18 protein-coding genes and 1 tRNA gene are annotated in these 25,525 nt (G+C 48.8%); 16 read left to right on the top strand and 3 right to left on the bottom strand.

Annotation, left to right across the window (positions count from 1 at the left end; all coding sequences use genetic code 11):
• Nucleotides 1–12: 12 nt before the first annotated feature.
• The 4 genes from recN to EYO21_03610 are packed head-to-tail and all read left to right on the top strand — an operon-like array spanning nucleotide 13 to nucleotide 5,722.
• Entirely contained in the window at nucleotides 13–1,713 is a 1,701-nt protein-coding gene (recN, locus tag EYO21_03625; GenBank protein ID HIB02900.1) for a DNA repair protein RecN, read from the top strand.
• Nucleotides 1,714–3,123, top strand: a complete 1,410-nt coding sequence (locus tag EYO21_03620) for a D-glutamate deacylase (GenBank protein HIB02899.1) — start codon at nucleotides 1,714–1,716, stop codon at nucleotides 3,121–3,123. It begins immediately after the preceding gene.
• 36 nt (nucleotides 3,124–3,159) lie between these two features.
• A complete protein-coding gene (locus EYO21_03615) occupies nucleotides 3,160–4,878 on the top strand; it encodes a hypothetical protein (GenBank protein HIB02898.1) in 1,719 nt (572 codons plus the stop codon).
• A gap of 10 nt (nucleotides 4,879–4,888) precedes the next feature.
• On the top strand, nucleotides 4,889–5,722 hold the full coding sequence (locus EYO21_03610; GenBank protein HIB02897.1) for a polyphosphate kinase: 834 nt from the start codon (nucleotides 4,889–4,891) through the stop codon (nucleotides 5,720–5,722).
• A gap of 169 nt (nucleotides 5,723–5,891) precedes the next feature.
• Here EYO21_03610 and EYO21_03605 read toward each other — a convergent pair whose 3' ends face one another.
• The 3 genes from EYO21_03605 to EYO21_03595 form a co-directional block, all read right to left on the bottom strand.
• A complete protein-coding gene (locus EYO21_03605; GenBank protein ID HIB02896.1) occupies nucleotides 5,892–6,392 on the bottom strand; it encodes a histidine phosphatase family protein in 501 nt (166 codons plus the stop codon).
• 9 nt (nucleotides 6,393–6,401) lie between these two features.
• Nucleotides 6,402–7,619, bottom strand: a complete 1,218-nt coding sequence (locus EYO21_03600; protein HIB02895.1) for a phytase — start codon at nucleotides 7,617–7,619, stop codon at nucleotides 6,402–6,404.
• A gap of 155 nt (nucleotides 7,620–7,774) precedes the next feature.
• Nucleotides 7,775–8,236, bottom strand: a complete 462-nt coding sequence (locus EYO21_03595; GenBank protein HIB02894.1) for an RpiB/LacA/LacB family sugar-phosphate isomerase — start codon at nucleotides 8,234–8,236, stop codon at nucleotides 7,775–7,777.
• Nucleotides 8,237–8,291: 55 nt separating this feature from the next.
• Between EYO21_03595 and EYO21_03590 the strand changes: the two genes are divergently transcribed.
• From EYO21_03590 to EYO21_03535, 12 genes are all read left to right on the top strand, one after another.
• Complete coding sequence (locus EYO21_03590) at nucleotides 8,292–10,580, top strand: DNA polymerase III subunit alpha (GenBank protein HIB02893.1); 2,289 nt, start codon at nucleotides 8,292–8,294, stop codon at nucleotides 10,578–10,580.
• A gap of 30 nt (nucleotides 10,581–10,610) precedes the next feature.
• Nucleotides 10,611–13,091 (top strand): penicillin acylase family protein, encoded by a 2,481-nt coding sequence (locus tag EYO21_03585; protein HIB02892.1) that lies wholly within the window; start codon nucleotides 10,611–10,613, stop codon nucleotides 13,089–13,091.
• Nucleotides 13,092–13,096: 5 nt separating this feature from the next.
• Nucleotides 13,097–13,942, top strand: coding sequence for a hypothetical protein (locus EYO21_03580; GenBank protein HIB02891.1), 846 nt, complete (start codon nucleotides 13,097–13,099; stop codon nucleotides 13,940–13,942).
• 86 nt (nucleotides 13,943–14,028) lie between these two features.
• On the top strand, nucleotides 14,029–16,863 hold the full coding sequence (uvrA, locus tag EYO21_03575) for an excinuclease ABC subunit UvrA (GenBank protein HIB02890.1): 2,835 nt from the start codon (nucleotides 14,029–14,031) through the stop codon (nucleotides 16,861–16,863).
• Nucleotides 16,864–16,895: 32 nt separating this feature from the next.
• On the top strand, nucleotides 16,896–18,872 hold the full coding sequence (gene tkt / locus EYO21_03570) for a transketolase (protein HIB02889.1): 1,977 nt from the start codon (nucleotides 16,896–16,898) through the stop codon (nucleotides 18,870–18,872).
• Nucleotides 18,873–18,898: 26 nt separating this feature from the next.
• Nucleotides 18,899–21,202 carry a transketolase gene (locus EYO21_03565; GenBank protein HIB02888.1) on the top strand — a complete coding sequence of 768 codons (2,304 nt, stop codon included), beginning with the start codon at nucleotides 18,899–18,901 and terminating at the stop codon, nucleotides 21,200–21,202.
• 100 nt (nucleotides 21,203–21,302) lie between these two features.
• Nucleotides 21,303–22,325, top strand: coding sequence for a Holliday junction branch migration DNA helicase RuvB (ruvB, locus tag EYO21_03560; GenBank protein ID HIB02887.1), 1,023 nt, complete (start codon nucleotides 21,303–21,305; stop codon nucleotides 22,323–22,325).
• A 9-nt stretch (nucleotides 22,326–22,334) separates the two neighbouring features.
• Nucleotides 22,335–23,390 carry a tRNA preQ1(34) S-adenosylmethionine ribosyltransferase-isomerase QueA gene (gene queA, locus EYO21_03555; GenBank protein HIB02886.1) on the top strand — a complete coding sequence of 352 codons (1,056 nt, stop codon included), beginning with the start codon at nucleotides 22,335–22,337 and terminating at the stop codon, nucleotides 23,388–23,390.
• 6 nt (nucleotides 23,391–23,396) lie between these two features.
• Nucleotides 23,397–24,095: a 2-C-methyl-D-erythritol 4-phosphate cytidylyltransferase gene (ispD, locus tag EYO21_03550; protein HIB02885.1), complete on the top strand. Its 699-nt coding sequence runs from the start codon at nucleotides 23,397–23,399 to the stop codon at nucleotides 24,093–24,095.
• Nucleotides 24,088–24,570, top strand: coding sequence for a 2-C-methyl-D-erythritol 2,4-cyclodiphosphate synthase (locus EYO21_03545; GenBank protein ID HIB02884.1), 483 nt, complete (start codon nucleotides 24,088–24,090; stop codon nucleotides 24,568–24,570). Before ispD ends, EYO21_03545 begins: the two co-directional genes overlap by 8 nt.
• 8 nt (nucleotides 24,571–24,578) lie before the next feature.
• Nucleotides 24,579–25,427 (top strand): 4-(cytidine 5'-diphospho)-2-C-methyl-D-erythritol kinase, encoded by an 849-nt coding sequence (gene ispE, locus EYO21_03540; protein HIB02883.1) that lies wholly within the window; start codon nucleotides 24,579–24,581, stop codon nucleotides 25,425–25,427.
• Between the two features lie 18 nt (nucleotides 25,428–25,445).
• Nucleotides 25,446–25,521, top strand: a tRNA-Asn gene (locus tag EYO21_03535).
• The last annotated feature ends 4 nt before the right edge of the window (nucleotides 25,522–25,525 follow it).

The raw sequence follows: 25,525 nt of genomic DNA, 5'->3' as shown, positions 1-25,525 counted from the left end.
ATTCTCCCTTCCATGCTTAGTCGACTTCGGGTTAAAAATTACGCTTTAATAGAAGATATGGACGTGACGTTTGGCGGGGGACTGAATATCCTCACCGGGCAGACAGGTGCCGGTAAGTCGATCCTCATCGGTTCACTACACCTTATAATTGGCGAAAAAGCTTCCACAGAGATGGTTCGTAGCGGGGAGGAAGAGGCGTTTGTGGAGGCCACCTTTGAACTCGTCGGAAAGGTTCCGGATTTGCTTGCCTTCTATGTATGCAAGGGAGAGCCTGTCCTTGTGAGGCGACAGGTGGTTCGCGGTGGCCGAAGCTATGCTTTTGTCAACGATCACCAGGTGACGGTGGCAAAGCTGAAGGAGATCGGTAATGTACTGGTGGATCTCTTGGGTCAGCATCATCACCAATCTCTGCTGAATGTGGATAATCATCGTGCCCTTCTTGACCGTTTTGCTGTTGACGGCACACTTGCTGAAAAATACAGCGATACCTTTAACGATCTCGAGGAGCGGCAGAAGACATTGAAATCGGCGGTCAACGCAGATCAGCTCACAAAGGAGCGCCAGGAACTTTACCATTTTCAGTTCCAGGAGATTGATGCAGCAAAACTGGAAACGGATGAGGAGAGATCTCTTGAGGAAAAGGTGACCATCTTACGCAATGCCCAAAAGTTGAAAGACACTACCCGAGAACTGAGTTATTCCCTTTCCGAAGATGAAGACTCAGCCCTTAATCGCCTCCGGGGTATGCTGAAAGTGTTTGAATCTTTAGCGGAGCTGGACAGTAGCCTGAAAGAGAAGGCCGTCCAGTGGAAAGAGGCCGTCTATTCTCTAGAAGATATTTCGCTGGAACTGTCGCGATACGGGGACACCATTGAAGCCGATCCTGAGCGGCTTACCTGGGTAAACGAAAGGCTTCAGTTGTACCGGGATTTTTCCAAGAAGTATGGCGAAGGGTATGATGGAATTATGGCTTACAGAGAAAAAATTGTCGGGGAACTGGACAGTCTGGAACACAGGGATGAAAAGATCAAATCTCTGGAAAAAGAGATCACCTCACTGAAATCTCAAGTCTATGATTTGGGAAGCAAGATTTCTGAGAAGCGGACAAATGGTGTAAAGGACCTCAAAAAGAAGATCAAGAAAGAATTGGCGGAACTTGGCATGAAAGGGACTCAATTTGATGTGGCGCTGACGCCTGTTTCTAAAAATGCCGGGGTGGCATTAACGAATGACGATGACCCCTGCCTCGCGGGAGAGTTCGGGCTTGAGGACATTGAATTTCTCATATCGCCTAACCCCGGCGAACCTTTAAAACCATTGGCGAAAATCGCCTCCGGTGGTGAGATGTCCCGCATCATGCTCGGGCTGAAAACAGTACTTGCCAAAGTGGACGCTATTCCTCTGTTGGTGTTTGATGAAATCGATGTGGGGATCGGTGGTAACATCGCCAACCTGGTGGGTAAGAAACTGAAAGCACTTGCCCAAAATCACCAGGTCATCTGTATCACTCATCTCCAGCAGATTGCATCTTTTGCGGACAGACACTTCCAGGTCCGTAAGGCTCAACGAGAGGATCGGACAGTGACTGAAGTAGCGGAGCTCAGCCAGGAAGAACGAGTGGCCGAGATCGCAAGAATGATTTCGGGAGAACAGATTACAGACTTGACACTGGAACACGCCCGGGAGTTCCTCAGGGGCGCAGCGGAAGCATAAATGAAACCTATTTATCAACTTTTTGCATTTACGACGGTTTTACTATTCTGTTCATGTACTGATGGACCATTTGATATTGTGATCAAAGGCGGACGGGTAATGGATCCTAATTCCGGGTTGGATGGTGTCCGAAATATTGGTATAAAGGGTGGTAAAATTGTGACAGTCACTCAAGACCAAATTACTGGGAAACGTGTCATCAATGCTGACGGTTTGGTGGTTTCACCCGGATTTATAGATCTTCACGATCACGGTCAGAATGAGGAAGCATTCCGTTTTAAAGCACTGGACGGTGTTACCTCCGCTTTTGAGCTGGAGGTTGGAACAGGAGATATTACCAAATGGTACGCCGAGCGGGACGAAAGTCAATTAATACACTACGGAGTCAGTATTGGGCATATTCCCGTCCGGATGATTGTGACAGGGGATGAAGGAGATTTCCTGCCAAGCGGCCCGGCGAAAACTGTTGTAGCCAGTGAATCGCAGATAGCTGAAATGACCCGACGGTTTGAGGAGGGGTTAAATCAAGGTGCAGTAGCTGTGGGTTTTGGAATTGCCTACACACCGGCGACCACGGTGGAAGAGTTTGAGACAATGTTGCGTGTGGCATCACAGTATAATGCTTCGGCACATATCCACGTTCGTGGCGGATTAGATGGCCTCCGGGAAGCAATTACAAGTGCAGCAAATACTGGAACGGCTCTTCATGTTGTTCATGCCAATTCTAGTGGTGCTGAACAGACGGCGGAGTTTCTGGCTATTATTGAAGAAGCCCGTGCCGCGGGGCAGGATGTAACAACAGAAGCGTATCCCTACAGTGCCAGCCAGACCTACATCGAATCAGCACTCTTTGATGATTGGCAGACATGGGAACCGGAGCGCTACCAAATTTTTCAGTGGGTTGATACAGGAGAGCGTTTGAATCGCCAGTCTTTTGCTCAATACCATGCTATGGGAGGAATAGTTATTATTCATCAAAGGACAGAGGCGATGACCCGTGCCGCCATTGAAAGTCCTCTTACCATGATTGCGAGCGATGGTCATATCGAAAACGGCAGAGGCCATCCCCGTGGATCCGGATCGTATGCTAGAGTGTTGGGCCGCTATGTACGGGACGAAGGGATCTTGGATATTATGGATGCTCTCCGAAGAATGACCATTGAGCCAGCCCGCCGGCTGGAAGCCAGAGTTCCAGCTATGCGAACAAAAGGACGTATTTATGCTGGTGCTGATGCAGACCTTACCGTTTTCGATCCGGAAACAGTCATTGATCGTGCCACCTACACGAATGGTGCGGTGCCGTCTGAAGGGTTTAGGTATGTACTGGTGAACGGTGTACCTATCGTAGATAATGGTCGGTTTGTTGAAGGTGTTCGGCCGGGCAGGCCCATAAGAGTAGGTAAACACTGATTCTTCATCAATAAAGGAAATGCTAGGAGAAATACCATGCCTAGAATAATGTCTATTTTGCTCAGTTTTGTAGTGGCTGTAGTGCCCCTGTCCGCGGGCAAGCTGAAGTTTGTCATAAATTATCCTACTGAGCAAGATGGTAACATTTTGGAAGGTCGGGTTTTGCTTATGTTGGCGAAAAGTGATGAAGCTGAACCCCGCTTTCAGATTACCTACCAAAACCATACGGGATTGATCTATGGCGTGGATGCACTGGGGCAAAAGCCAAAGGGGGGTGTTGTCATTGATGGCACTGCATTTGGCTATCCCATCGAATCCCTTGACAATATTCCAGCCGGAGAGTACTGGGTGCAGGGGCTGTTGCACACCTACGAAACATTCAAGCTGAAGACCGGTCACACGGTGAAACTTCCCATGGACAACGGAGAGGGCCAAAAATGGAACCGTTCTCCCGGAAATCTCTATTCAACACCTAAGAAGATATTTTTAGACCCTGGCAAGAAAAAATCTGTAAAGATTAGACTGGATCAGGTCATTCCACCCATCGAACCACCGGAAGACACCAAATATATTAAACATATACAGATGCAGAGTAAGTTGCTGACGGAGTTCTGGGGTCGCCCCATGTATCTCGGTGCTCATGTTTTGCTGCCGGAAGGCTTTGATGAACATCCTGAAGCGCAGTATCCTCTAATGATTTTTCACGGTCACTATCCTCATGATTTCGGCGGCTTCAGGACAGAACCGCCCGATCCTGATTTGGAGCCTAAGTACAGCGCCCGCTTTGATTGGGAAGGGTATAACAAGACTGTCCAGGAGTACGATTATCAATTCTATCAAGATTGGATAGGTGAAGATTTCCCTCGAGTGCTGGTCATCAAAATCCAGCACCAAAACCCGTACTATGATGATTCCTATGCGGTCAATTCGGCAAATATCGGTCCCTATGGTGACGCTATCACCTACGAACTGATACCGTACATTGAGGAGAAGTTTCGCGGTATCGGTGAAGGATGGGCAAGGTTTCTTTACGGCGGTTCTACTGGTGGATGGGAAGCACTGGCAGCGCAGATGTTCTACCCTGATGAATATAACGGCTGCTTTGCTGCCTGTCCCGACCCTATCGATTTCCGGGCATACTGCCTTGTGAATATTTATGAAGATAAGAATGCTTATTTCAAAGGCGGTCCCTTCAAAAAGGTTGAGACCCCGGCTCACAGGGATTACCTGGGTGAAGTGAACGCTACTATGGAGCAGATGAATCATGTGGAGTTGGCCATCGGCAGTCACAGCCGCTCGGGTGATCAATGGGATATCTGGCAAGCGGTCTACAGCCCCATGGCCTTGGACGGCTATCCCAAGCCGATCTGGGATAAAAAGTCAGGGAAGATTGATAAAGAAGTGGCTGACTATTGGAAAGAAAACTACGACCTCCGTTACGTTCTTGAGCGGGACTGGGCAAAAATCGGCCCGAAGTTGGAAGGTAAGATTCATGTCTACTGTGGTGACATGGACAATTATTATCTGAACAATGCTGTTTACCTTATGGAAGAATTCCTGGAAGGGACTACTGATCCCTATTACAACGGCGAAGTGGATTACGGCGATCGTGCGGAGCATTGCTGGAATGGTGACCAGACTCGCCCTAACGCCCTATCCCGATTACGGTATAATCAAATGTTCATTCCCAAAGCTGTAGAACGGATGGAAAAGACCGCACCTTCCGGAGCTGACCTGAAAAGTTGGAGGTATTAGTCCTTCGGCTATGATTGTCTACAACAGAACACAGTATAAAGAACTGACTCCGGGGAAATATCAGAAGGAAAAGCGCCGTCTGCAGATTGAACTGCTGAAACTGCAAGAGTGGGTCATGGATCAGGGTCAACGCATAGCCCTCCTGTTTGAAGGTCGAGACGCTGCCGGGAAAGGGGCTACCATCCGGCGGTTTATAGAAAGACTTATGCCAAAAAGTGTGAGGATGGAGGAACTGGGCGTCCCGTCACCAACGCAGAGAAAAAAGTGGTTGAAGACATATGAAAAGCTGTTGCCCAAACCGGGTGAAATTGTCTTTTTTGATAGATCCTGGTACTCCCGGGCACTTATTCAACCCACCATGGGTTACTGCACGGAGAAGCAGTACCACTACTTCATGAGCAAGGTCAATGATTGGGAGGAAGGTTTGGTGGATAGGGGACTAATCCTCATCAAATTCTACCTTTCTGTTTCGCAACACAGTCAGACGCTCCGGTTTCGTTTGCGAGAAGCGAGTCCGCTGAAATACTGGAAGCTTTCTTCGAATGATCTGGAGGCGGCCAGAGAGTGGGATCTGTTCACCTACTATAAAGAGCAGATGTTTCATAAAACCTCCACGGAAAAGAATCCCTGGGTAGCCATCAATTCAGAGAACAAGATGATCGCACGTTTGAACGCTATGCGTTATGTTCTTTCACACATTGACTACGCGGGAAAGAAAGACCTCAGGGCCAAAAAATGGACACGGGAGATTCCGGAATACCGCATCACCATAGACAGCGTGCTTTTTGACAATCTCACCAAAGAGCAGTATGAGTTTCTCTTCAGCCTACAAGGACATACCTAAAATGATAGATCGAATTAAGACTGTTGGTGAGTCTCCGATAATGAGTTGGAGTATATCTTCCCAACCGCCCACGAACGTATTATCTATCTTTTCGACTATCTAAAACAGCTGCCGATTTACAAGCGGCTGATGGACCACCAGGCCGTTCCGGCCTGATCTTGTTTTACCCCTATTTGTCCGTATAATCTCTCGGCAAGCGGAGTGCCGTCAATTCTCCCCGCCCTGCTTCAAGATCCGGCCACTTGTCAATATCCAAAGAAATGGTGGCAGCGGCGCATGTGGGGAATTTCTCTATGGTCGTGTTGGCAAGCTGCTCCACAAGGGAATGGAAGGTGGGATTGTGACCGAAGACAGCGGCGTGGTCTACTGAGTGCCCCAATCCCTTTAATATATCGACAATGGTATTTGGACTGGCACCGTAAAAACTCTGTTCTTCTCTGATCTGTTTTTCACCATAGCCCATTTCACCAGCCACGACCCGCGCCGTGGTGATTGCCCGGTTGGCTGAACTGCTGACAATCTGATCAAACTGGATTCCTTCGTCCCGGAGGATTTGACCCATCATGGGTGCATTCCGTTCACCGCGGGAATTGAGAGGACGTTCAAAATCACTCAAATGAGGATATTCCCAGCTGGACTTTGCATGACGTATGACAGTGAGTTGTTTAATAGTTAGATTTTAGCCGTTACATCTGAAAAGCTGGGGCATAGCTTCCTTAAAGCTACTGACACTTACAACACCCACATTCTTATCGTCATTCAAGGCACAAAATATACCATCAATGAACTTACCCATCGGTTTCTGCGTCAACCAGATTCCGTCCGTATTTGTGGTCTGGCTCATAGTGAAGGTCTCTAGGTATTTCAATGATTTACGATCGAAAAGGTGGAATCGGTTCCCATCGTGACTTTGATCTGTAAAAATCCAGACGCCATAATTATCACCACATTTATACAGGGCAATTCCTTCCGGATCCCCGGCAAAGCGCCCTTTGGCAAGAATGGTTCCGGTAAAGTCTCCATCCATAGTATATACCTTTATGACATTTTCCTGTTCGTCTGCTATCATAAGCCGGTTGTGTTGTCTGTCTGCAAAAATGGATTCCACTTCATAGAGCATACCGGGGCCGGTGATATCACCAAATGTATTGACAAGGGTATGAGAGATAGCATCCCCTTCTACAGTTAATTTCCAGTGACGAATTCGTCGGCCATGCACCTCGACCAGATCCCTGCCTTTTACATCTTCGCTATCCGTTACAAAAACGTCCAGTTGACCTTCTGAGTCGTGAAGTACGTTGATACCGTAAGGTTTAGCAAGCTCGGTTTCACCAATAAATCCAAGAGGTTCAAAATCAGGAAGTCTGAACAGTTGAAGACGATGGTTATCTCGTTCTACAATGATCATAAGATCATCTTCAATCCAAATGCCGTTGGGATAAGCGAATTGACTGAATCCATCCCCTTTACTTCCTATCACACGCACCTTTTTCCCACTGTTTGCGTCATACACAGACAGACGATCACCATCTTTACCGGTTACAACAATCCACGCTTCATCATTACCGTGATAGACGGCAGGAGAATCAAGCTCGTCGCCTGGTTGTATGGGTGTAAAATAGATTTCATTGAATGTGCTTGAGGGTTTCTCGCAAGAAGCAATCAAGGCTAAAAAAAAGAGTGAACAGAATAATCTGCTCACTCTTTTTAGGTAATACGTTTCACTGTTTGCAATACCGCCCGTTATTTGTTTTGTGTGAAGTATGTGGGGATACGGTAGGGAAAACGGGCTCCCATATGATAGGCTATAAGTCCACTTTGAGACTGACATTAAAATACATATTACACAATCCAAAAATTTTATCCTTATCGTTTTGAAAGAACGTGATTGGGACATGATAGTTATCCATTAGGACCGGATGAAAGACAGGTTAGGAATTGGTTAGAAGAGAGGTCTCAGATCTGTGTTAGCAGAATCAACGGAAGGGACCTGTTGCGCAACAACCAGTCCACATAACTGTTAAACCGTAGACCTTTAAGGTTATTCTATTATTACGTGCTTGATTCCGAAGATGATGCCTGTTCCAACTTTCTGATCCTATCAATCTGTTGCAGGTTCCACTTGTCACTGCTGTACGGTGTAGCGAACCAGACGTCCAAAATTTCTTTCAGTGTTGTATCATCCGTAGACTGAAGACTCAAAGCAAGAACGTTGGCGTGATTCCAGGTTCGGGCACCTTTCGCTGTTGCACTATCCCGGCAAAGGGCGGCCCTTACTCCTTTTATCTTGTTAGCAGTGATGGAGGCCCCTGTGCCGGTCCAGCACATGACAATACCTTCTTCAGCCTCACCGCTGGCCACAAGTTGAGCTGCCCGTTCAGTCACTACAGGCCAGTCCATTGACTCATCTCTCTCCGGACCGAAATAGGTGACATCGTGACCTCGTTCCTGCAGCTCGTGAAGAAGTGACTCCACAAGAGGTGTCCGTTCATCAGTACTGACGGCAATCTTCATGGGGCAAATTTATGGTAGAGAGCCACAGAGAGCACAAAGACTTTAAGTCTGTCCAATGAATCGAAGTTCAGCTGATCATCTGGTAAACATTTGCCACAAGGCGCTGCCGGAGAAGTATGACCCTATCACAACAAGGATACTGAAGCGACTGACCTATGAACTGGACATCATCATCGATATGGGCTACGCCGATTACTTCCTTATTGTTTGGGATATTGTTCAGTGGGCAAACAGGCAGGGCATTCCTACGGTAGGGCGTGGTTCGGCGGCAGGAAGTTTAGTGTCATATCTCTTGAACATCACTCCGGTTGATCCCATAGAACACAATCTCATCTTTGAGCGGTTTCTCAACCCTGACCGGGAGGAACCGCCAGATATCGATGTGGATCTCTGCTGGAAGCGCCGGGACGAAGTGCTGGAATATGTCTATGAGCAGTACGGGAGAGATCGAGTGGCTATGATTTCTACATTCAACACTTACCGACTCAGGGGAGCAGTGCGAGATGTGGCGCGGGCTATGGGGTTGTCGGAAAGAGAGATCAACCAAATGCCCCGTGAGCTGCCGCGGCGCTATGAAAAGGGAGCCGGCAAACAAATGATAGAGGATGACAAGTACAGAGGAATATTTGAGCTGGCGCAAAAACTGAAGGGACGACCGCGGCATATGGGGATCCACTGTGGTGGCATTGTCATATCACCTGAAAAGATTACCAACTATGTACCACTCCAGCGATCTACAAAAGGTCCGGTGGTAACCCAGTTTGATATGTATGGGATTGAAAAAACGGGGTTGGTGAAGATTGATCTGTTGGGGCAGCGGTCCCTCACGGTGGTGGCGGAAATGGCCGACACCTTGAAAGAAAAATATAACGTGAACTTCAATCGCCATACCGTGCTAGAGATGGATGAAAGAACAAAAGTGTTCGTCCAGGAGGGCCGCACCATGGGCGTGTTTCAGATCGAATCACCAGGGATGCGGGGACTGTTGAAAAAACTGAAAGCGGACTCTTTTGAAATGATCACCGCCGCCAGTTCGGTGATTCGTCCCGGGCCCGCCGATTCAGGGATGTTGAGACATTTCGTCAAACGACACCATGGTAAAGAAAAAGTGGAGGCAGTACACGCCTCTCTCACGGAACTGCTGAAAGACACTTACGGTGTCATGCTCTACCAGGAGGATGTGATCAAGATTGCCGAGGCTATTGCAGGATGGAGTCTGGCGGAATCAGACAGGCTGCGGCGGTCCATGAGCGGGAAGCGAGTGGATGAGCCATTCATGGAGCACCGGGATCGTTTTATCCGGGACGCGGTGAAACGGGGAGTGCATGTGGAGGCGGCTTTGGAGGTCTGGCGGCAGATGGAAGCTTTTTCCGGCTACGCTTTCTGTAAAGCACACTCCGCCGCCTATTCGGTTATTTCCGTCCAGTCAGCGTGGCTCAAGGCTCACTTTCCGGCGGAATTCTTGGCGGCGGTCATGTCCAACTACGGTGGCTTTTACCATACATCGTGCTACCTGGAAGAAGCCCGTCGGCTCGGGGTTACCATCCTCCCGCCGGATGTGAATGAATCGAAACTTCACTTTACGGCAAATGACAACGTACCGTGGCTCCGTATCGGTCTTTTGCAAATTAAGGGACTTACCCGGCAGACCCTCATTGTGCTACTGGAAAAACGGACAGAACGACCCTTCGAATCGCTGGAAGATTTTTGTGTCCGCGTAAAACCGACCTACCGGGAAGTGGAAACACTCATCCGGTGCGGTGCCTTTGATTCACTGGGCTACACCCGCCCCCAGCATTTGTGGCGGTTGAAGCTGTTCTATCATAAACTGAAAGCGAGCTGTGATGGGATGTTCCCCAGTGTGGTGAAGACATCTTCCAAAATCCCGTGGGTGGATTATCCTTTGGAGCAAAAGTTGAGAGACGAACTGGAACTGATGGAACTGACAGTGGAAAAGCATCCGCTCTGGATCTGGAAAAGAGCTCTTCAACAACATGTCAAGAAAGTGGGTAGATTGATTCACAGCCAGGAATTGACTCAATATGTGGGCAAAAAAGTTAAGCTGGTGGGTTGGATGCTCACCACCCGCCGGACAAAAACAAAGCCGGGAGAGATAATGCAGTTTCTCTCCTGCGAAGATTTAACAGCGACGTACGAAGCGGTACTTTTTCCTGGGGCATACCGTAAGTTTGGTCACCTCATCAGAAGTCGGGGGCCGTACATTATTGAAGGACAGGTAGAGAACGATTGGGGTCACACGCCGGTGACTGTAGAACAGTTGGCTGTACTGGCGGATAGTGAGACACCGATACCGAGCATGAAGCGATCATCGAACCGTGCGTGAGATCCGCTCCGTTATGCTGAGTCTCCTGATATGTCTAAATTTCTACAAGTATATGGTTGGTGTTACCAAGTGACTAATAAGATAAATAGAACAGTTATCGGAATCGGAACGGTCTTGTTACTGGGGTTTTCCACCTATCAATATTTGCACTCGTCATTGCCTCCTTATGAAGGTCATCTGAAAATAAGCGGACTGAAAGAAGAGGTTGAAGTTTTCTTCGACGACTACGCGGTACCTCACGTTTATGCCAAGAATGAGACTGACATGTTTTTTACGGCAGGATACCTCATGGCCCGAGAGCGACTTTTCCAGATGACAGTGAATGCTGCCACCTCTGAAGGGAGACTGTCGGAGCTATTCGGTGAAAGTCAGCTTAAAAGTGACATCTTTCTCAGGACGTGGGGCATCCCAAAAATTGCCGAGGAACTTGTGAATTATGTCCGTCCGGAATCGAGGAAAGTTCTGGAAACTTTTTGTAACGGGGTTAATGCATATATTGATGAAATAGGCAGTGATATTCCCGTGGAATTCAAACTGTTGCGGATAAAACCTATCCGTTGGGAGCCGAAGCATGTGACTGGCTATGCTAGGTTGATGGCCTATTCACTTTCCCAGTCGTGGTATCCGGAAATGATGCTGGGACAAGTGGCGTACATGTTTGGTGAGCAGAAGGCGCTGGAGCTTTGGCCCGTGGCTCCAGATGAGTCACCGGAGTCACTTCCCACAGTGGCTTTGGACCTGGCACCTGTGTGGGAGGCTATGTCTGTTGCTGATGAAAACATCCGCGGACTACTGGGGACAGCTGGTGGCCATCTCGGTTCAAACAGCTGGGTGGTCTCCGGCGCCAGAACAAAGTCCGGTAAACCCATTCTATCCAATGACCCACACCTGGGGATGACGCAACCCTCCATCTGGTACGAGATGCATCTTGTTGGAGGGAAATATGATGTGAGCGGCGTCTGCTTCCCCGGAACTCCTTTTGTGATTCTTGGGCAGAATCGGAACGCCGCTTGGGGATTCACAAATCTCATGGCGGACGACCTCGATTTCTATCTAGAAAAAGTGAACCCAGATAATCCCAATCAGTATTACCATGATGGTAAATGGAAAGATATGATGCTCCGGGAGGAAGCAATTTTCACAAAGGATGGCAAAAAGCACACTTTGCTGATTCGCGCAACTCACCGCGGTCCTGTCATTTCCGATCTTCATCCGTTAGCCAGAGAAGGAGAGAGAGTCATCTCTTTCCGCTGGACCGGTCACGACATGAGCGATGAAGTGGACGCATTTTTGCGTCTCAACACTATGAAAAACTGGCGCGATTTTTCAGAGGCCGTTGCCCGTTTCACCGTGCCGGGACAGAATATCATTTATGCCGATATAAAAGGGAACATTGGTTGGCGGCCGGCTGTCAGGATCCCCAAACGAAAGGGCGGGGAGACCCTTGTGCCGCTACCGGGGGAGACATCAGAATATGACTGGAAAGGCTTTATCAGATCATCGGCAATGCCTTGGCTCTTCAACCCTTCTGCCGGCGTCATCGCTACGGCGAACAACCGGACATTTTCTGATGACTTTCCTTATTATGTTTCAAGCCTTTGGCACGAAAAATCCCGTTATGACCGTATTTCTGAACTGCTTGAAGGCCGATCGGATCTAACCGTTGATGATATGGCAGCGATCCAGCAGGATGTAGTTTCTCCTTTTGGCCGGGACATTGCACCCTATTTCATTAAGGTGTTTGAGAATGAGACAGTTGAAAAGGGCAGTAACCTTCAGTATGCCATCAATGTTCTTGGAGAATGGGCCGGCGGATTTGAGTCTGAGTCTGTTGGCGGGCTCATTTACAGCACGGTTATGCTGGAACTTCTGGAGGCGATCTACGCAGATGAAATGGCTCTTATTGGAGACAACTTTTTTTCAGCATGGATAGGACCCGTGGGGGCGAGAGGAAATTGGGCAATTTCGCTCAGGAACCTGAGAGCTGTGTTGGAGCGCGGTGGCTCATCCTGGGTTGATGATGTGAACACCCCGGATCGGTTGGAGGATCTGGATGAAATCACTCGCAAGGCATTCCGCTCTGCTGTGGCCGAACTAGAAACGCGCCTTGGACCGTCGCCTGGCTACTGGTGGTGGGGACGGCTTCATACACTTACACATGTTCATACCATTGGTAGGGCGAAGCCGTTTCTGGACCGTCTATTTGGTTTTAATGTAGGACCCTTTGAAAGTGGTGGATCCAGTACCACCATTAATAATGGTGAGTATACACTCTCGGCCCCATTCCGCCGGGTGGTGGGCCCATCATTTCGGAGAATTGTAGACCTTTCAGATATGAATAGCTCACAAATTGTACTGCCTACTGGTCAGTCTGGTGTTCCCCGAAGTCCCCACTACGCTGATCAGGCACCCCTCTATATGTCCGGCCGTTATAGGACAACATTCATGGATGAAGCGACCGTTCGTAACACCGGTTTCCGAAAACTAGTGCTGAATCCAGCGGTTAAATAATATTCATGACATCCATCGCTTTTCTGCTGTTTATTGTTAGTGCGGTCATCGTCAAGCACCTTTTCTTCTGGCACCCTATGGATGTTAGTCATCTCTACCGTGACGGACCTCTTATGATGGGCCATCGCGGCTCTCCTAGGGTTGCACCCGAAAATACCATTCTTTCATTTCAGAGAGCTCTGGACGCCGGGCTTGGGGCTGTAGAAGTGGATGTACTCTGTACAAAAGACGGTGAAGTTGTCTGTTCACACAATCACGATCTGGAACGTGAAACAGATGGTTCCGGATACATCAATGAATCAGATTTTTCAGAGCTCAGAGGGATAAATGCCGGTATCAAATTTCCCAACCTGGGCGTCACTCCTATCCCTACGCTGGCCGAACTCATATCTGCACTTCCCCCAAATAGCATCTTTAATATCGAGATTAAGTCCATAAAATTGCTGGATTTGCATGCAGTGCAGAAAGTTGTGTCACTCATTAGAAAACATAAACTGCAAGGAAGAGTCATGATCTCTAGTTTTAATCCTCTTGTCATCGGTCGGGTCAAGATGATTGACCATACTATTCCCACCGCTTACCTCTGGAGCGATGAAAATGTACCATCCATTCTCACCAAGCCACGGTTTATCAACGTTGTTCACCCGGATATTCTTCACCCAACGGCCCATCTCATGAACGAGAATGTGATAAGCTTCGCAAAACGAAAAAGGCTTCGACTCAATGTTTGGACAGTAAACAACTTACCTGCCATGGATTGGCTTATGGCGCTTGGGGTGGACGGTCTCATTTCTGATTTTCCAACATTGATGTTGGAAACTTCTGGAAAGATGCCCTCAGCATCAGCCTAATCATTCTAGACACTTGTTAAGCAGGAAAATTTGACTTTCATGTTTGAAAGCATACGGGGGGAGAATAATTTACCGGGTTGGTCGCAATGGCTGGTTCAATTGACAAAATAATTGTTCGGGGCGCCCGGGTACACAACCTGAAAAATATCCATGTGGAGATTCCGCGTGATAAAATTGTGGTTCTAACCGGTCTTTCCGGGTCGGGTAAATCTTCTCTCGCTTTTGATACCATTTATGCGGAGGGCCAGCGCCGGTATGTTGAATCTCTTTCCGCCTACGCCCGCCAATTTCTTAGCCTTATGGAAAAGCCCGATGTGGATTATATTGAAGGCCTTTCCCCAGCTATTTCCATAGGACAGAAAGCTTCATCTCGGAACCCTCGTTCCACGGTAGGTACAGTTACTGAAATTCATGATTATCTCCGTTTACTCTACGCCCGAGTCGGTAAACCCCACTGTTGGAAATGTGGTGATCCGATCCAGAGGCAAACGGTTCAGCAAATCGTTGACGCGGTTATGAAGTTTCCTAAAGGGACCAGACTTCAGGTCCTTGGTTCGGTGGTCCGAGGCCGGAAAGGGCAATTCAAAGAAGTGTTTAGAGAGATCAGCCGGGAAGGTTTCGTTCGGGTAAGGGTGGATGGCAAGTTGCGGGACCTGGCCGGAAAAATTATTCTTCACCGCAACAAGAAGCACAACATTGAAGTGGTGGTGGACAGGATCATCCTTGAGAAGACTGTTAAGGAAAGACTTACCGAATCTGTAGAATTGGCGCTGAAAATTGGTTCAGGTCTGGTCATTGTCAACGTTTTACCGAAAAAGGAACACATCTTTAGTGAACATTTCGCCTGCCCAAAATGCGAGGTGAGCATGGAGGAAATTTCACCAAGAATGTTCTCTTTCAATTCACCTTACGGTGCCTGCAAAACCTGCGATGGACTCGGTTCTCGAATGGAGGTTGATCCGGAATTTCTTGTCCCGGACAAAAAGAAATCTCTGATTCAGGGTGCCATCCTGCCTCTGGGCGAACAGCCAAGGGGAAGCTGGTACAGTGCCATCCTGAAAAGTCTCGCACACCATTACAATTTTAAGTTTTCCACACCTTGGTACAAGCTTACTGAGCGGGCCCGGGAAGTACTTCTGTTTGGAACAGGCAGTGATCAAGTCAAGATGCAGTACAAATCGAAACGATTCTCCGGGGAGTATTCCGGTGGTTTTGAGGGCGTCGTCCGCAACCTGGAGCGGCGATACCGCCAGACGAAATCTGTAGGTATCCGGGAGTGGATTGAGAAGTTCATGAGTATGCGTCCCTGCCCCGAATGTAGTGGTGCCCGTCTCCGCAAACAGAGTCTTGCAGTGACTTTGGGTGGCCTCAATATTGGGCAATTATCAAAAAATACGATTTATGAAATGGCTCAGTTTTTTCAGAAATTGAAACTTACCAAGAGTGAAACCACCATTGCCAAACAGGTGCTGAAGGAAGTGAAACAGAGACTTCAGTTTCTTGAGAACGTGGGTCTGGATTATCTGACACTTGACCGGTCGGCAGCCACCCTTTCCGGCGGTGAAGCGCAGCGGATTCGGTTGGCCACGCAGATCGGATCTCAGCTGGTGGGAGTCCTTTATATACTTGATGAGCCATCCATCGGGCTTCACCAGCGTGATAACAAACGTCTTATCGCCACTTTGGAGAAACTGAGGGATCTGGGGAATACAGTTCTTGTGGTGGAACATGATCGGGAAACCATAGAGACAGCTGATTTTGTAGTGGATCTTGGGCCCGGAGCCGGGGAGACAGGTGGTAATGTGGTCTTCTCAGGTTCTCCCGGGGAACTTGCCAAAGCGGATAATTCAATCACGGGGCAATATCTGTCTGGAAAGAAAGAGATTAAAATCCCCTCTGAGAGGCGGAACGGTTTGGGAAAAAGTATTTTGCTATCGGGTGCTAGCGGGAATAATCTCAAGTCTCTTGATGTCTCTTTCCCGCTGGGGAGACTTATCTGTGTTACAGGTGTATCCGGTTCAGGTAAGAGTACGTTGGTTAATGAAACGCTCTACCCCATTATGGCCAGACAGTTCCACAACGCCAGGAAAACGCCCCTTTCTTACAACCATATGGAAGGTTTACTCTATCTGGATAAGGTTATCGACATCGATCAGTCTCCTATCGGTAGGACACCGAGATCGAATCCCGCCACCTACACGGGTATTTTTACACATATCCGTGAACTTTTTTCGAAATTACCCGAGTCAAAACTGCGAGGCTATAAACCAGGGCGCTTTTCCTTCAACGTGAAAGGTGGGCGGTGTGAGGCGTGCAAAGGTGATGGCATCATTAAGATAGAGATGCATTTCTTACCTGACGTCTATGTGCGGTGTGAGGAGTGTAAAGGGTCTCGATACAACCGCGAGACCTTGGAGATAAGCTTTAAGGGGAGGACAATCGCCGATGTTTTGGCAATGACAGTGGAAGAAGCACTCGGCTTTTTCAAGAACATTCCGCAGATTATGAGGCGGCTGGAAACCATTCGGGATGTCGGTCTTGGCTACATTCGCCTTGGCCAGCAGGCAACAACCCTCTCAGGGGGTGAGGCTCAGCGGGTAAAACTTTCCTCAGAACTTTCGCGCATCGGTACCGGCCGCACGCTCTACATTCTAGACGAGCCCACTACTGGGCTTCACTTTGAGGATGTTCGAATGTTGCTCAACGTTCTAACGCGGCTTGTGGAAAAGGGGAACAGTGTGATTGTCATTGAGCATAACCTCGACGTCATCAAGACTGCGGATTGGATCATCGATCTTGGTCCTGAGGGGGGTGATGAGGGTGGTACTATTGTTGCCGAGGGGACACCGGAACAAGTCATAAAAAATAAAAAATCATATACTGGACAATTCCTTAAGCCCATATTGCACGGTAAAGCTTGACGTCAAAAGAACTCGATACTCTTTCCATCAACATGCTCCGGTTTCTGGCTGCGGATGCGGTGCAGGCCGCCAATTCCGGTCATCCGGGACTGCCACTTGGTGCGGCCCCAATGGCTTACTTACTTTGGAACAGGTTCCTGAAGCACAATCCTTCAAATCCTCAATGGTTCAACAGGGATCGGTTTATCCTGTCCGCTGGACATGGTTCCGCACTGCTCTATGCCTTGCTCCACATGGCGGGTTATGATTTGTCTCTTCATGAGATAAAAAATTTTCGTCAGTGGGGAAGTAAAACACCTGGACATCCCGAGTTCGGTCTTACACCAGGTGTAGAGGCCACCACCGGTCCTCTTGGGCAGGGATTTGCTAACGGTGTTGGCATGGCCATGGCAGAAAAGTTTCTTGCGGACAAATTCAACCGGGACGGTTTGAACGTCATTAACCATTATACCTACGCCATCGTTTCCGATGGCGATCTAATGGAGGGGATCGCATCTGAAGCATCCTCCATTGCAGGCCATCTGGGTCTGGGTAAACTGATTTATCTCTATGACGACAACAGTATCACTATTGATGGTGGCACCGATCTTACGTTTACGGAGGACGTAGCGAAGCGTTTCGATGCCTACCGTTGGCATGTCCAGAACGTTGAAGACGGGAATGATCTGGAAGCTATCGACTCAGCCGTGAAAAACGGACAGGAAGATTCACGGCCGTCGATCATTATAGTTCGGACACACATTGGCTACGGCAGTCCAAAGCAGGACACCGCTGCGGCCCACGGCGAACCGCTGGGGAAAGATGCTCTTCTGGCTACAAAAGAAAAATTGGGCTGGCCCACCGAACCTCATTTTTTTGTTTCTGATGAAGCGAAAGATCATAGCAGTGCTATTGAGGTCGGAAAAGCTGCGGAAGAAGATTGGGATAATCTCATGTCCCGCTACGGCGAGACGTATCCTGAACTCTTGAAAGAATTGGAGATTTCTATAGCAGGAGACCTGCCTGAAAGGTGGTCAGAGGCTATCCCATTTTTCAGTGAAAGCGATGGACCATTAGCCACCCGTGCTGCCTCAGGGGCAGTAATGAATGCCTTGGCGTCAACAATTGATAATCTGGTAGGCGGTTCTGCTGACTTGGCGCCATCCAACAAAACTATCCAAAACGAAAAAAGTGTCTTTGGTCCGGAAAACGGTGCTGGTCACAATGTTCACTTTGGTGTTCGGGAGCACGCCATGGCAGGGATCGCAAACGGCATGGCACTCCACGGAGGCGTAATCCCTTATGTAGGTACCTTTCTCATATTCTCTGATTATATGCGGCCGTCCATACGGCTTTCGGCCCTCATGCAAACGAATGTGATCTACATTTTTACCCATGACAGTGTAGGGATTGGAGAGGATGGGCCTACACATCAACCTGTTGAACAGATCATGTCCCTTCGCCTCATTCCAGGGTTGACTGTCCTCCGGCCGGCGGACGCCAATGAAACGGCTGAGGCTTGGTCTACAGCGCTTTCATCAAAAGGTCCTGTAGCGATAGTTTTAACGCGCCAAAAACTGCCCGTCATGGACAAAAATCGTGTTACTATTACGGACGGTTTTAATCGAGGTGCCTATATACTCAGTGAGTCCAATGATGGTGCAGTGGATATTATCTTAGTTGCCACGGGATCAGAGGTTTCCCTTGCACTTCAAGTACAGCAGTCACTGTCTGAGGATAGTATTAATGCCCGTGTTGTTTCTATGCCCTCTTGGGAGCTATTTGAACAACAGCCAGAGGAATATCGCCAAACCGTTCTTCGGAAAAGTATACCGAAAGTGGCCTTGGAAGCAGGCACCACAATGGGTTGGCGTAGTTATGTAGGCAATGAAGGAGAAGTTGTAGGAATTGACAGATTTGGTGCTTCAGCGCCGGGGCAGACCGTTATGGACAAGCTGGGCATGAATTTAGAGAATGTCATGAACACGGTAAAAAATTTAGTGGCGGACAAGAGAAAGACAGAACAGTGAAGAACACATTGAAACCGATGGATGAGTTGAAGAATGAGTTCGTTCACTGGGAGGTGATAAAGGATCTTATAGATCAATGTATCGATCTAATGCTCAACTACAGGCAGAGCGGACATCCCGGCGGCTCCCGCTCCAAGGTATTCGCCATGGTTACCACCCTACTTTCAGGGGCAATGCGATGGGATATTCGTGAGCCGGGGAAGCGGTTTGGGGATCGGTTTTTACTCGTGGCTGGGCATACCAATCCAGTAGTCTATGCCACACTAGCTGTTTTCAATCAGGCCCTTAGAATAAAGCGTGGTCAGACGAAAGACGACTGTTATTTGGTGAATGGCGGTGAGGAAAGAACACTATTCTGGGAAGATTTGCTGACCCTGCGCCGTATTGGTGGTCTTCCGGGCCACGCCGAAATGGCCGGAAAAACACTATTCCTCAAATTTAATACTGGCCCCTCAGGACATGGCTCGCCTCCAGCTGTCGGTGAAGCGCTGGCACACAAACTAGCCGGGACAGACGAAGTGAAAGTTTTTGCCTTTGAGGGGGAGGGGGGTCTTACCACCGGCGCCAGTCATGAAGCCCGTCAATCGGCTTACGGCTTGGGTCTCGGGAATCTAGTTTACTTCATCGATTGGAATGATCACGGCATCGATTCGCGGCCGTACAGTGACGTTGTTCACGGTTCGCCAAAAGATTGGTTTGAACCGTACGGCTGGCATGTTGAAGGAACAGAGGATGGAGAAAATTGGGAGGAGATCATTTCCGCCTATCACCGTCTCTTCAAAGATGATGAGCCTAATGTACCGAAGATGATTTGGACCAAGAATAGAAAAGGACGGGGCTACGGTGTATACGACTTCAAGAGTCATGGCACACCTCACAAAAGACATTCGGAACTATTCTGGGAAACAAAACACCCGTTCGCTGAAAAATATGATGTTGAATTCGATGGTAGTAATAACCCTGCACCTGAGGACGAAAAAATGTTGAGAGAGCAGGCTGTGAGTCACCTGGAGACGGTCATGTCGGTTCTGGAACGGGACCAGGCTCTTGTTGATTACTTGTCCGGTCGACTAGTGGAACTGGGGAATTCAGTACCAGAAACGATAAAAGGATGTCGTGTTGGAAAATCCAACCCTTTCAACGATTCGGTTCTTACTGACTACGAATCCTATCCAGATGATCTTTTTGTGGAGCCGGGAACCAAAATCCCCAACAGGGTTGCCCTTGCCAAGTTTGGTTCCTGGCTCAACTGTTATGTCAAAGAAAAATATGGCCGGCCTATGGTAATTGCGGCGTCGGCTGATTTGGCTGATTCAACCAACATTTCTGGTTTTGGGAAGGGGTGGAATGGCCAGCCCGACTTTGGCTTTTACAATCGTCACACCAATCTGGATGGTACGGTCTTGCCGCAGGCCATTACAGAATTCGCCAATGCCGGTATTCTTGTCGGTATGGCGACAGTTAATTTCAGTGAAAAACCATATGAAGAGTTCAACGGCTTTATAGGCGCCTGCTCCACATACGCCTCGTTTTCTTATCTAAAGTACGGTCCCATTCGCCTCTTTAGTCAGGTAGCTCAAGATTCTGAACTGAAGGTGGGGAGGCTTCTGTGGGTGGCTGGCCATTCCGGGCCGGAAACCGCCGAAGACGCCAGGACTCATTTCGGTATATTTTCACCGGGCGTGACACAGCTGTTTCCTGACGGGCACGTTCTCAACCTCCACCCTTGGGAGCATAACGAGGTTGCACCTGTTCTTGGTGCCGCTTTGGGTACCGATGTTCCCATTATCATCCTTCACCTCACAAGACCGCCCATAGAAATTCCAGACAGGCAAGCACTCGGTATGGAATCGCACAAGGAAGCGGTAAAGGGGGCCTACATCATCAGGGATTACAGTGAAAATAAACCACACGAGGGGACTGTCATCATCCGGGGGACCAGTTGCACCTCGAACCTCATGAAGATTCTCCACGACCTCAATCAGGACGGCCCAAATGTGAAGATTGTTGCTGCAATATCTTGGGGACTTTTTCAGCGCCAGGTGATGGAATACCGGCAGTCCGTGCTGTCAGAGGAGGATATGCACGATGCCATGATCGTTACCAACGGTGGACTCCGCCTTATGTACAACTGGATTGCCAATCCTGTGGTGAAAGAGTATTCCCTCTCCTCAGACTGGGACAACAGGTGGCGGTCTGGAGGCAGTGTGGACGAGGTGGTGGAGGAAGCACACCTTTCCGCAGATTGGCTCAAGAAGGGAATTGAACGTTTCTCCTCGGAAAGAGACGCCCGCCTGTCCCGCTTGCGTAGCGCATTTCCCTCCTGCTGAAGACTCTTCAATTGCAATCGCTCCAACCTCATCTTAGATTTAGGACTGCGTATAGGCGCAGTAGACGCCGAGGTGCTCGGCGTGGATGTCTCTTTCCTGAATGACTGACCCGCATATAACCACCCCCGCTCCTCAGGAAGAAGATCTGGTCGCCGACCAGACTCTTCGGCCAACAACCTTCAGTGAATTTGTAGGCCAGTCTGATGTTGTTGAAAACCTAAAACTTTATATTGAAGCATCGCGAAAGCGGGGCGAGGCACTCGACCATGTTTTGCTTTTCGGCCCACCGGGATTGGGGAAGACAACGTTGGCTCACATAATATCCAAGGAACTGGATGTGAATCTTAAACAGACATCGGGCCCTGTTTTGGAACGGGCCGCTGATCTGGCGGGGCTTCTTACGAATCTCCGGGGCCGGGACGTGTTTTTTATCGATGAAGTTCACAGAATTAATAATGTTGTGGAAGAGTATCTTTATTCTGCCATGGAAGACTATGGCATCGATATCCTCATAGATAAGGGACCCAGCGCTCGAAGTGTCCGCCTGAATCTGGAACCTTTTACCCTTATCGGTGCCACCACGCGCCTCGGTAATCTCACCTCACCCATGCGAGACCGGTTTGGAGTGGTGCTGCGTGTGGACTTTTATGAAGTGGAAGATCTTGTTCAGATAATTCTTCGTTCGGCCAAAATTCTTACAGTAAAAATTGATAAAGAGGGTGCTTCCGAACTGGCATCCCGTTCCCGGGGAACACCCCGTGTTGCCAATCGTATTCTCCGGAGAACCCGTGACTATGCTGAGGTAAAAGAAAATGGGGAGATTACAAAAAAGGTAGCAATGAAATCTCTTGAAAAACTGGGAATTGACGGCCATGGCCTGGATGATATGGATCGGGCAATACTGTCGGCACTGGTGGAAAAATTTAGCGGTGGGCCTGTGGGTCTAAATTCCCTCAGTGTCGCCATCGGGGAGGATTCTCAGACGATTGAGGATGTTTATGAACCTTTTCTCATTAAGAAAGGTTTCATCCAGCGGACAGCTCGTGGTCGAGTGGCTGAAGAAAGGGCATTCAAATATCTCGGCATCGATAAACCGGAAAACCAACAGACACTTTTTAATTAGGAGAAATAAATGCTATTTGAAAAGCGAGTAAAACTCAGATTAACGGATTTTGATTACAATTTACCCAAAACTCGTATTGCTCAGGAACCGTGGCCCCGGCGGGAATACTCCAAGCTTATGGTGCTGCACAGAGAAACGCAGAGGATTGAGCACAAACGGTTTCATAATTTCATCGACTATCTCAAGAAGGATGATCTTGTCATCGTAAACCAGACGAAGGTGTTCCCCGCCCGCCTCTACGCGGTGAAAGACAGGACAGACGCCAGGGTAGAAGTCTTTCTTTTGAGGGAACTGGAGAATGATCTTTGGGAAGTGTTGGTGAAGCCTGCCAGGAAAGTCCGAATCGGTAATAAGCTCCACTTCACTGACAAGGTACACTGTGACGTCATTGACAATACCGTCTCGGGTGGTCGAGTGGTTCGCTTCGAGTACGATTCAGAAAATTTCTATGAAATTATTGACAGGATCGGTCATGCCCCCCTGCCGCCATATATTAGAAGGGCCGACACGCCCAAGGATAAAGAGCGTTATCAGACTGTTTTTGCTTCAAATAGAGGTGCCGTGGCAGCACCCACCGCTGGTCTTCACTTTACTGATGACCTGTTGAAAAAGATCAAAGCGAAAGGTGTTCGTGTGGCACCCATCGTCCTCCATATCGGTCTCGGGACATTTCGGCCGGTGCAGGTTGAAGACCTCACTCGCCACCAGATGGATTCTGAATATTTCGAAGTGCCGCCTGAAACAGCTATCGCAATCAACGAAACACGGGAACGCGAGAAACGCATCTTTTCGATCGGAACTTCTTCAGTGAGAGCATTGGAAACTGTCGTCGTTTCAGGTTTTCAGGTGACGCCGAAGCGAGGTTGGACGGACAAATTCATTTACCCCCCCTTCGATTTCAAGATGACTGATTCCATCGTCACCAACTTCCACCAGCCCAAATCGACGCTTCTCATGCTCCTTTGTGCTTTTACTGAGAGGGAATTTATTTTCAAGGCATATAAGGAAGCGTTAAAAAAGCAGTACCGATTCCTCAGTTATGGCGATGCCATGCTGATCCTCTGATTTGTTTTGCGGGTTGGGGCAATCATAGCCGCCGCAGGCGAAGGGAAACGATTCATTTCTGAGAGTGATAATTCAAAGAAACAATTCGCTGAGCTGGGCGGCGAGCCCCTTTTCCTAAGGTCTGCGATAATATTTCTTGAATCACCCATCATTGATGAAACCGTAGTGACAGTCCCTGCCTCCAACGTGGAAAAATGTAATCAGCTTTTGAGAAAATGTAGTGATGGTCACAACGTGCACGTAATTCCTGGGGGCGAGCAGAGACAGGAAAGTGTCTACAACGCTTTTTCTCAAATTAGAGAGAGGGTGGAAGTTGTGATAATTCATGACGCCGTCCGTCCTTTTCTCCAGACTGAATGGATCGAGAAAACTGTAGAACTTACGGACACTTACGACGGCGCGATTGTTGCGATCCCTGCCACAGATACGCTGAAGACTTCTGACAACGATATCATCAACAGAACCATGGATCGCTCCACAGTTTGGCAGGCCCAGACGCCCCAGACATTTGCTGTGGGCATCCTGGACAAGGCTTTTGAACACGCTCTGGCGCTGGGCATTGTGGGAACCGATGAAGCGCAACTGGTGGAAACTGTAGGAGGCCGAATTGCCATTGTGGAGGGAAGCTCTTTTAATATAAAGATCACCACCAAGAACGATCTTACCCTTGCTGAGGCTATTCTCTCTATGGGTCAATATGGTTAGGACAGGAATCGGCTATGACGTTCATCGGCTTTCAGCGGGCGAGACCCTGATTATCGGTGGCGTCACAATTCCGTCTGACAAGGGTTCCGTTGGTCACTCCGATGGGGATGTTTTGACACATGCTATTGTGGATGCGCTCCTGGGCGCCAATGCTTTGGGTGATATCGGTACCTACTTCCCCAGTAGCGATGATAGGTGGAAAGGGGTATCGAGCCTCACCTTTCTTTCACACGCTGTAGAACTGGTGAGCGAAGCAGGATTTGTGATTGGAAACGTGGACGGAACCGTCGTTCTTGAGTCTCCCCGGCTGAGAAAATATCTCCAGTCCATGCGGCAGACGCTTGCTTCAGAGATGAGTCTTGACACTCAGTCTGTATCGGTGAAGGCTACCACCTCAGACGGTCTGGGATTCACCGGTATCGGCGAAGGGATTGGCGCTATCGCAATCGTTACACTCAGGCGACCGGACGGCTGAGGTAAAAGATTCCTATCACTCTTTCTTCTCGAGCCAAAGTAAACATCGGTCTGAAAATCACGGACCGGCGGGACGACGGCTACCACACCATCGTGACCATTTTCCAGGAAATTTCATTGGCCGACGAAATTATTCTTGATGAAACCTCCGAAGGTTGCACGCTCACCTGTTCAGGACTGGCGCTTCCTACCAACCATACAAATCTTTGCGTAAAAGCTTATAATTCATTGAAAAAAGCTGTCCCCGGACTTGACGGCGTCTCCATTCATCTCGAAAAACGGATTCCCGTAGCGGGAGGATTAGGCGGAGGGTCAAGCAACGCCGCCACCGTTCTGACCGGAGTGAATGATCTTTTTGGGTTGGAGCTTAGCGATGGCCTTATTAAAGAGATGGCTGTAACATTGGGTGCCGATGTCCCTTTCTTTTTGAAAAGGGGAACACAGCTGGCAGAAGGTATCGGTGACCGGTTGACACCTGTCTCACTCCCGACAATGGAGTCGATACTTTTGGTTTGTCCATCAGTGGAGATATCGACGGCCTGGGCCTATGGAAAAGTCAAAAACTCCTTGTCCGGCAGATTTGAAGCTGGTAATTTCGCGGCCCTCATAGAAGAACACTCATCGTGGGAATCTCTGGGGAAGTTTTTTGAGAACGATTTTGAATCTCTGGTATTTCGAACATATCCAGAGATTGGTGACCTGAAGAAACGGCTTTTAGACGCCGGGGCGGGATTTGCCAGTCTGTCGGGTAGCGGCTCGACTGTGTTTGGAATCTTTGAGGACAACGATGTTGCTGAAAAAGCCCTGAAACAGTTCTCTTCCTTCCAAACCTTCATTACCCATCCCGTTACACGCTGACTTTGCCCCGTATCTTTTTGGGATGTGGTCTAACTGGCATGACGCCCGGCTGTTAACCGGGACGATGCAGGTTCGAATCCTGCCATCCCAGCCACATT

Source organism: Candidatus Neomarinimicrobiota bacterium (genome assembly GCA_012964825.1).
Lineage (GTDB): Bacteria > Fidelibacterota > Marinisomatia > Marinisomatales > S15-B10 > UBA2125.
Note: the sequence above shows the minus strand (reverse complement) of the source record. Positions and strands in the feature narration are given on the sequence as shown.

Bases quoted from the DNA above. Each gene is read 5' to 3' on its own strand.
- recN (HIB02900.1), top strand. From the start codon at position 13: ATGCTTAGTCGACTTCGGGTTAAAAATTACGCTTTAATAGAAGATATG.
- EYO21_03620 (HIB02899.1), top strand. From the start codon at position 1,714: ATGAAACCTATTTATCAACTTTTTGCATTTACGACGGTTTTACTATTC.
- EYO21_03615 (HIB02898.1), top strand. From the start codon at position 3,160: ATGCCTAGAATAATGTCTATTTTGCTCAGTTTTGTAGTGGCTGTAGTG.
- EYO21_03610 (HIB02897.1), top strand. From the start codon at position 4,889: ATGATTGTCTACAACAGAACACAGTATAAAGAACTGACTCCGGGGAAA.
- EYO21_03600 (HIB02895.1), bottom strand. From the start codon at position 7,619: ATGTCCCAATCACGTTCTTTCAAAACGATAAGGATAAAATTTTTGGAT.
- EYO21_03595 (HIB02894.1), bottom strand. From the start codon at position 8,236: ATGAAGATTGCCGTCAGTACTGATGAACGGACACCTCTTGTGGAGTCA.
- EYO21_03590 (HIB02893.1), top strand. From the start codon at position 8,292: ATGAATCGAAGTTCAGCTGATCATCTGGTAAACATTTGCCACAAGGCG.
- EYO21_03585 (HIB02892.1), top strand. From the start codon at position 10,611: ATGTCTAAATTTCTACAAGTATATGGTTGGTGTTACCAAGTGACTAAT.
- EYO21_03580 (HIB02891.1), top strand. From the start codon at position 13,097: ATGACATCCATCGCTTTTCTGCTGTTTATTGTTAGTGCGGTCATCGTC.
- uvrA (HIB02890.1), top strand. From the start codon at position 14,029: ATGGCTGGTTCAATTGACAAAATAATTGTTCGGGGCGCCCGGGTACAC.
- tkt (HIB02889.1), top strand. From the start codon at position 16,896: ATGCTCCGGTTTCTGGCTGCGGATGCGGTGCAGGCCGCCAATTCCGGT.
- ruvB (HIB02887.1), top strand. From the start codon at position 21,303: ATGACTGACCCGCATATAACCACCCCCGCTCCTCAGGAAGAAGATCTG.
- queA (HIB02886.1), top strand. From the start codon at position 22,335: ATGCTATTTGAAAAGCGAGTAAAACTCAGATTAACGGATTTTGATTAC.
- EYO21_03545 (HIB02884.1), top strand. From the start codon at position 24,088: ATGGTTAGGACAGGAATCGGCTATGACGTTCATCGGCTTTCAGCGGGC.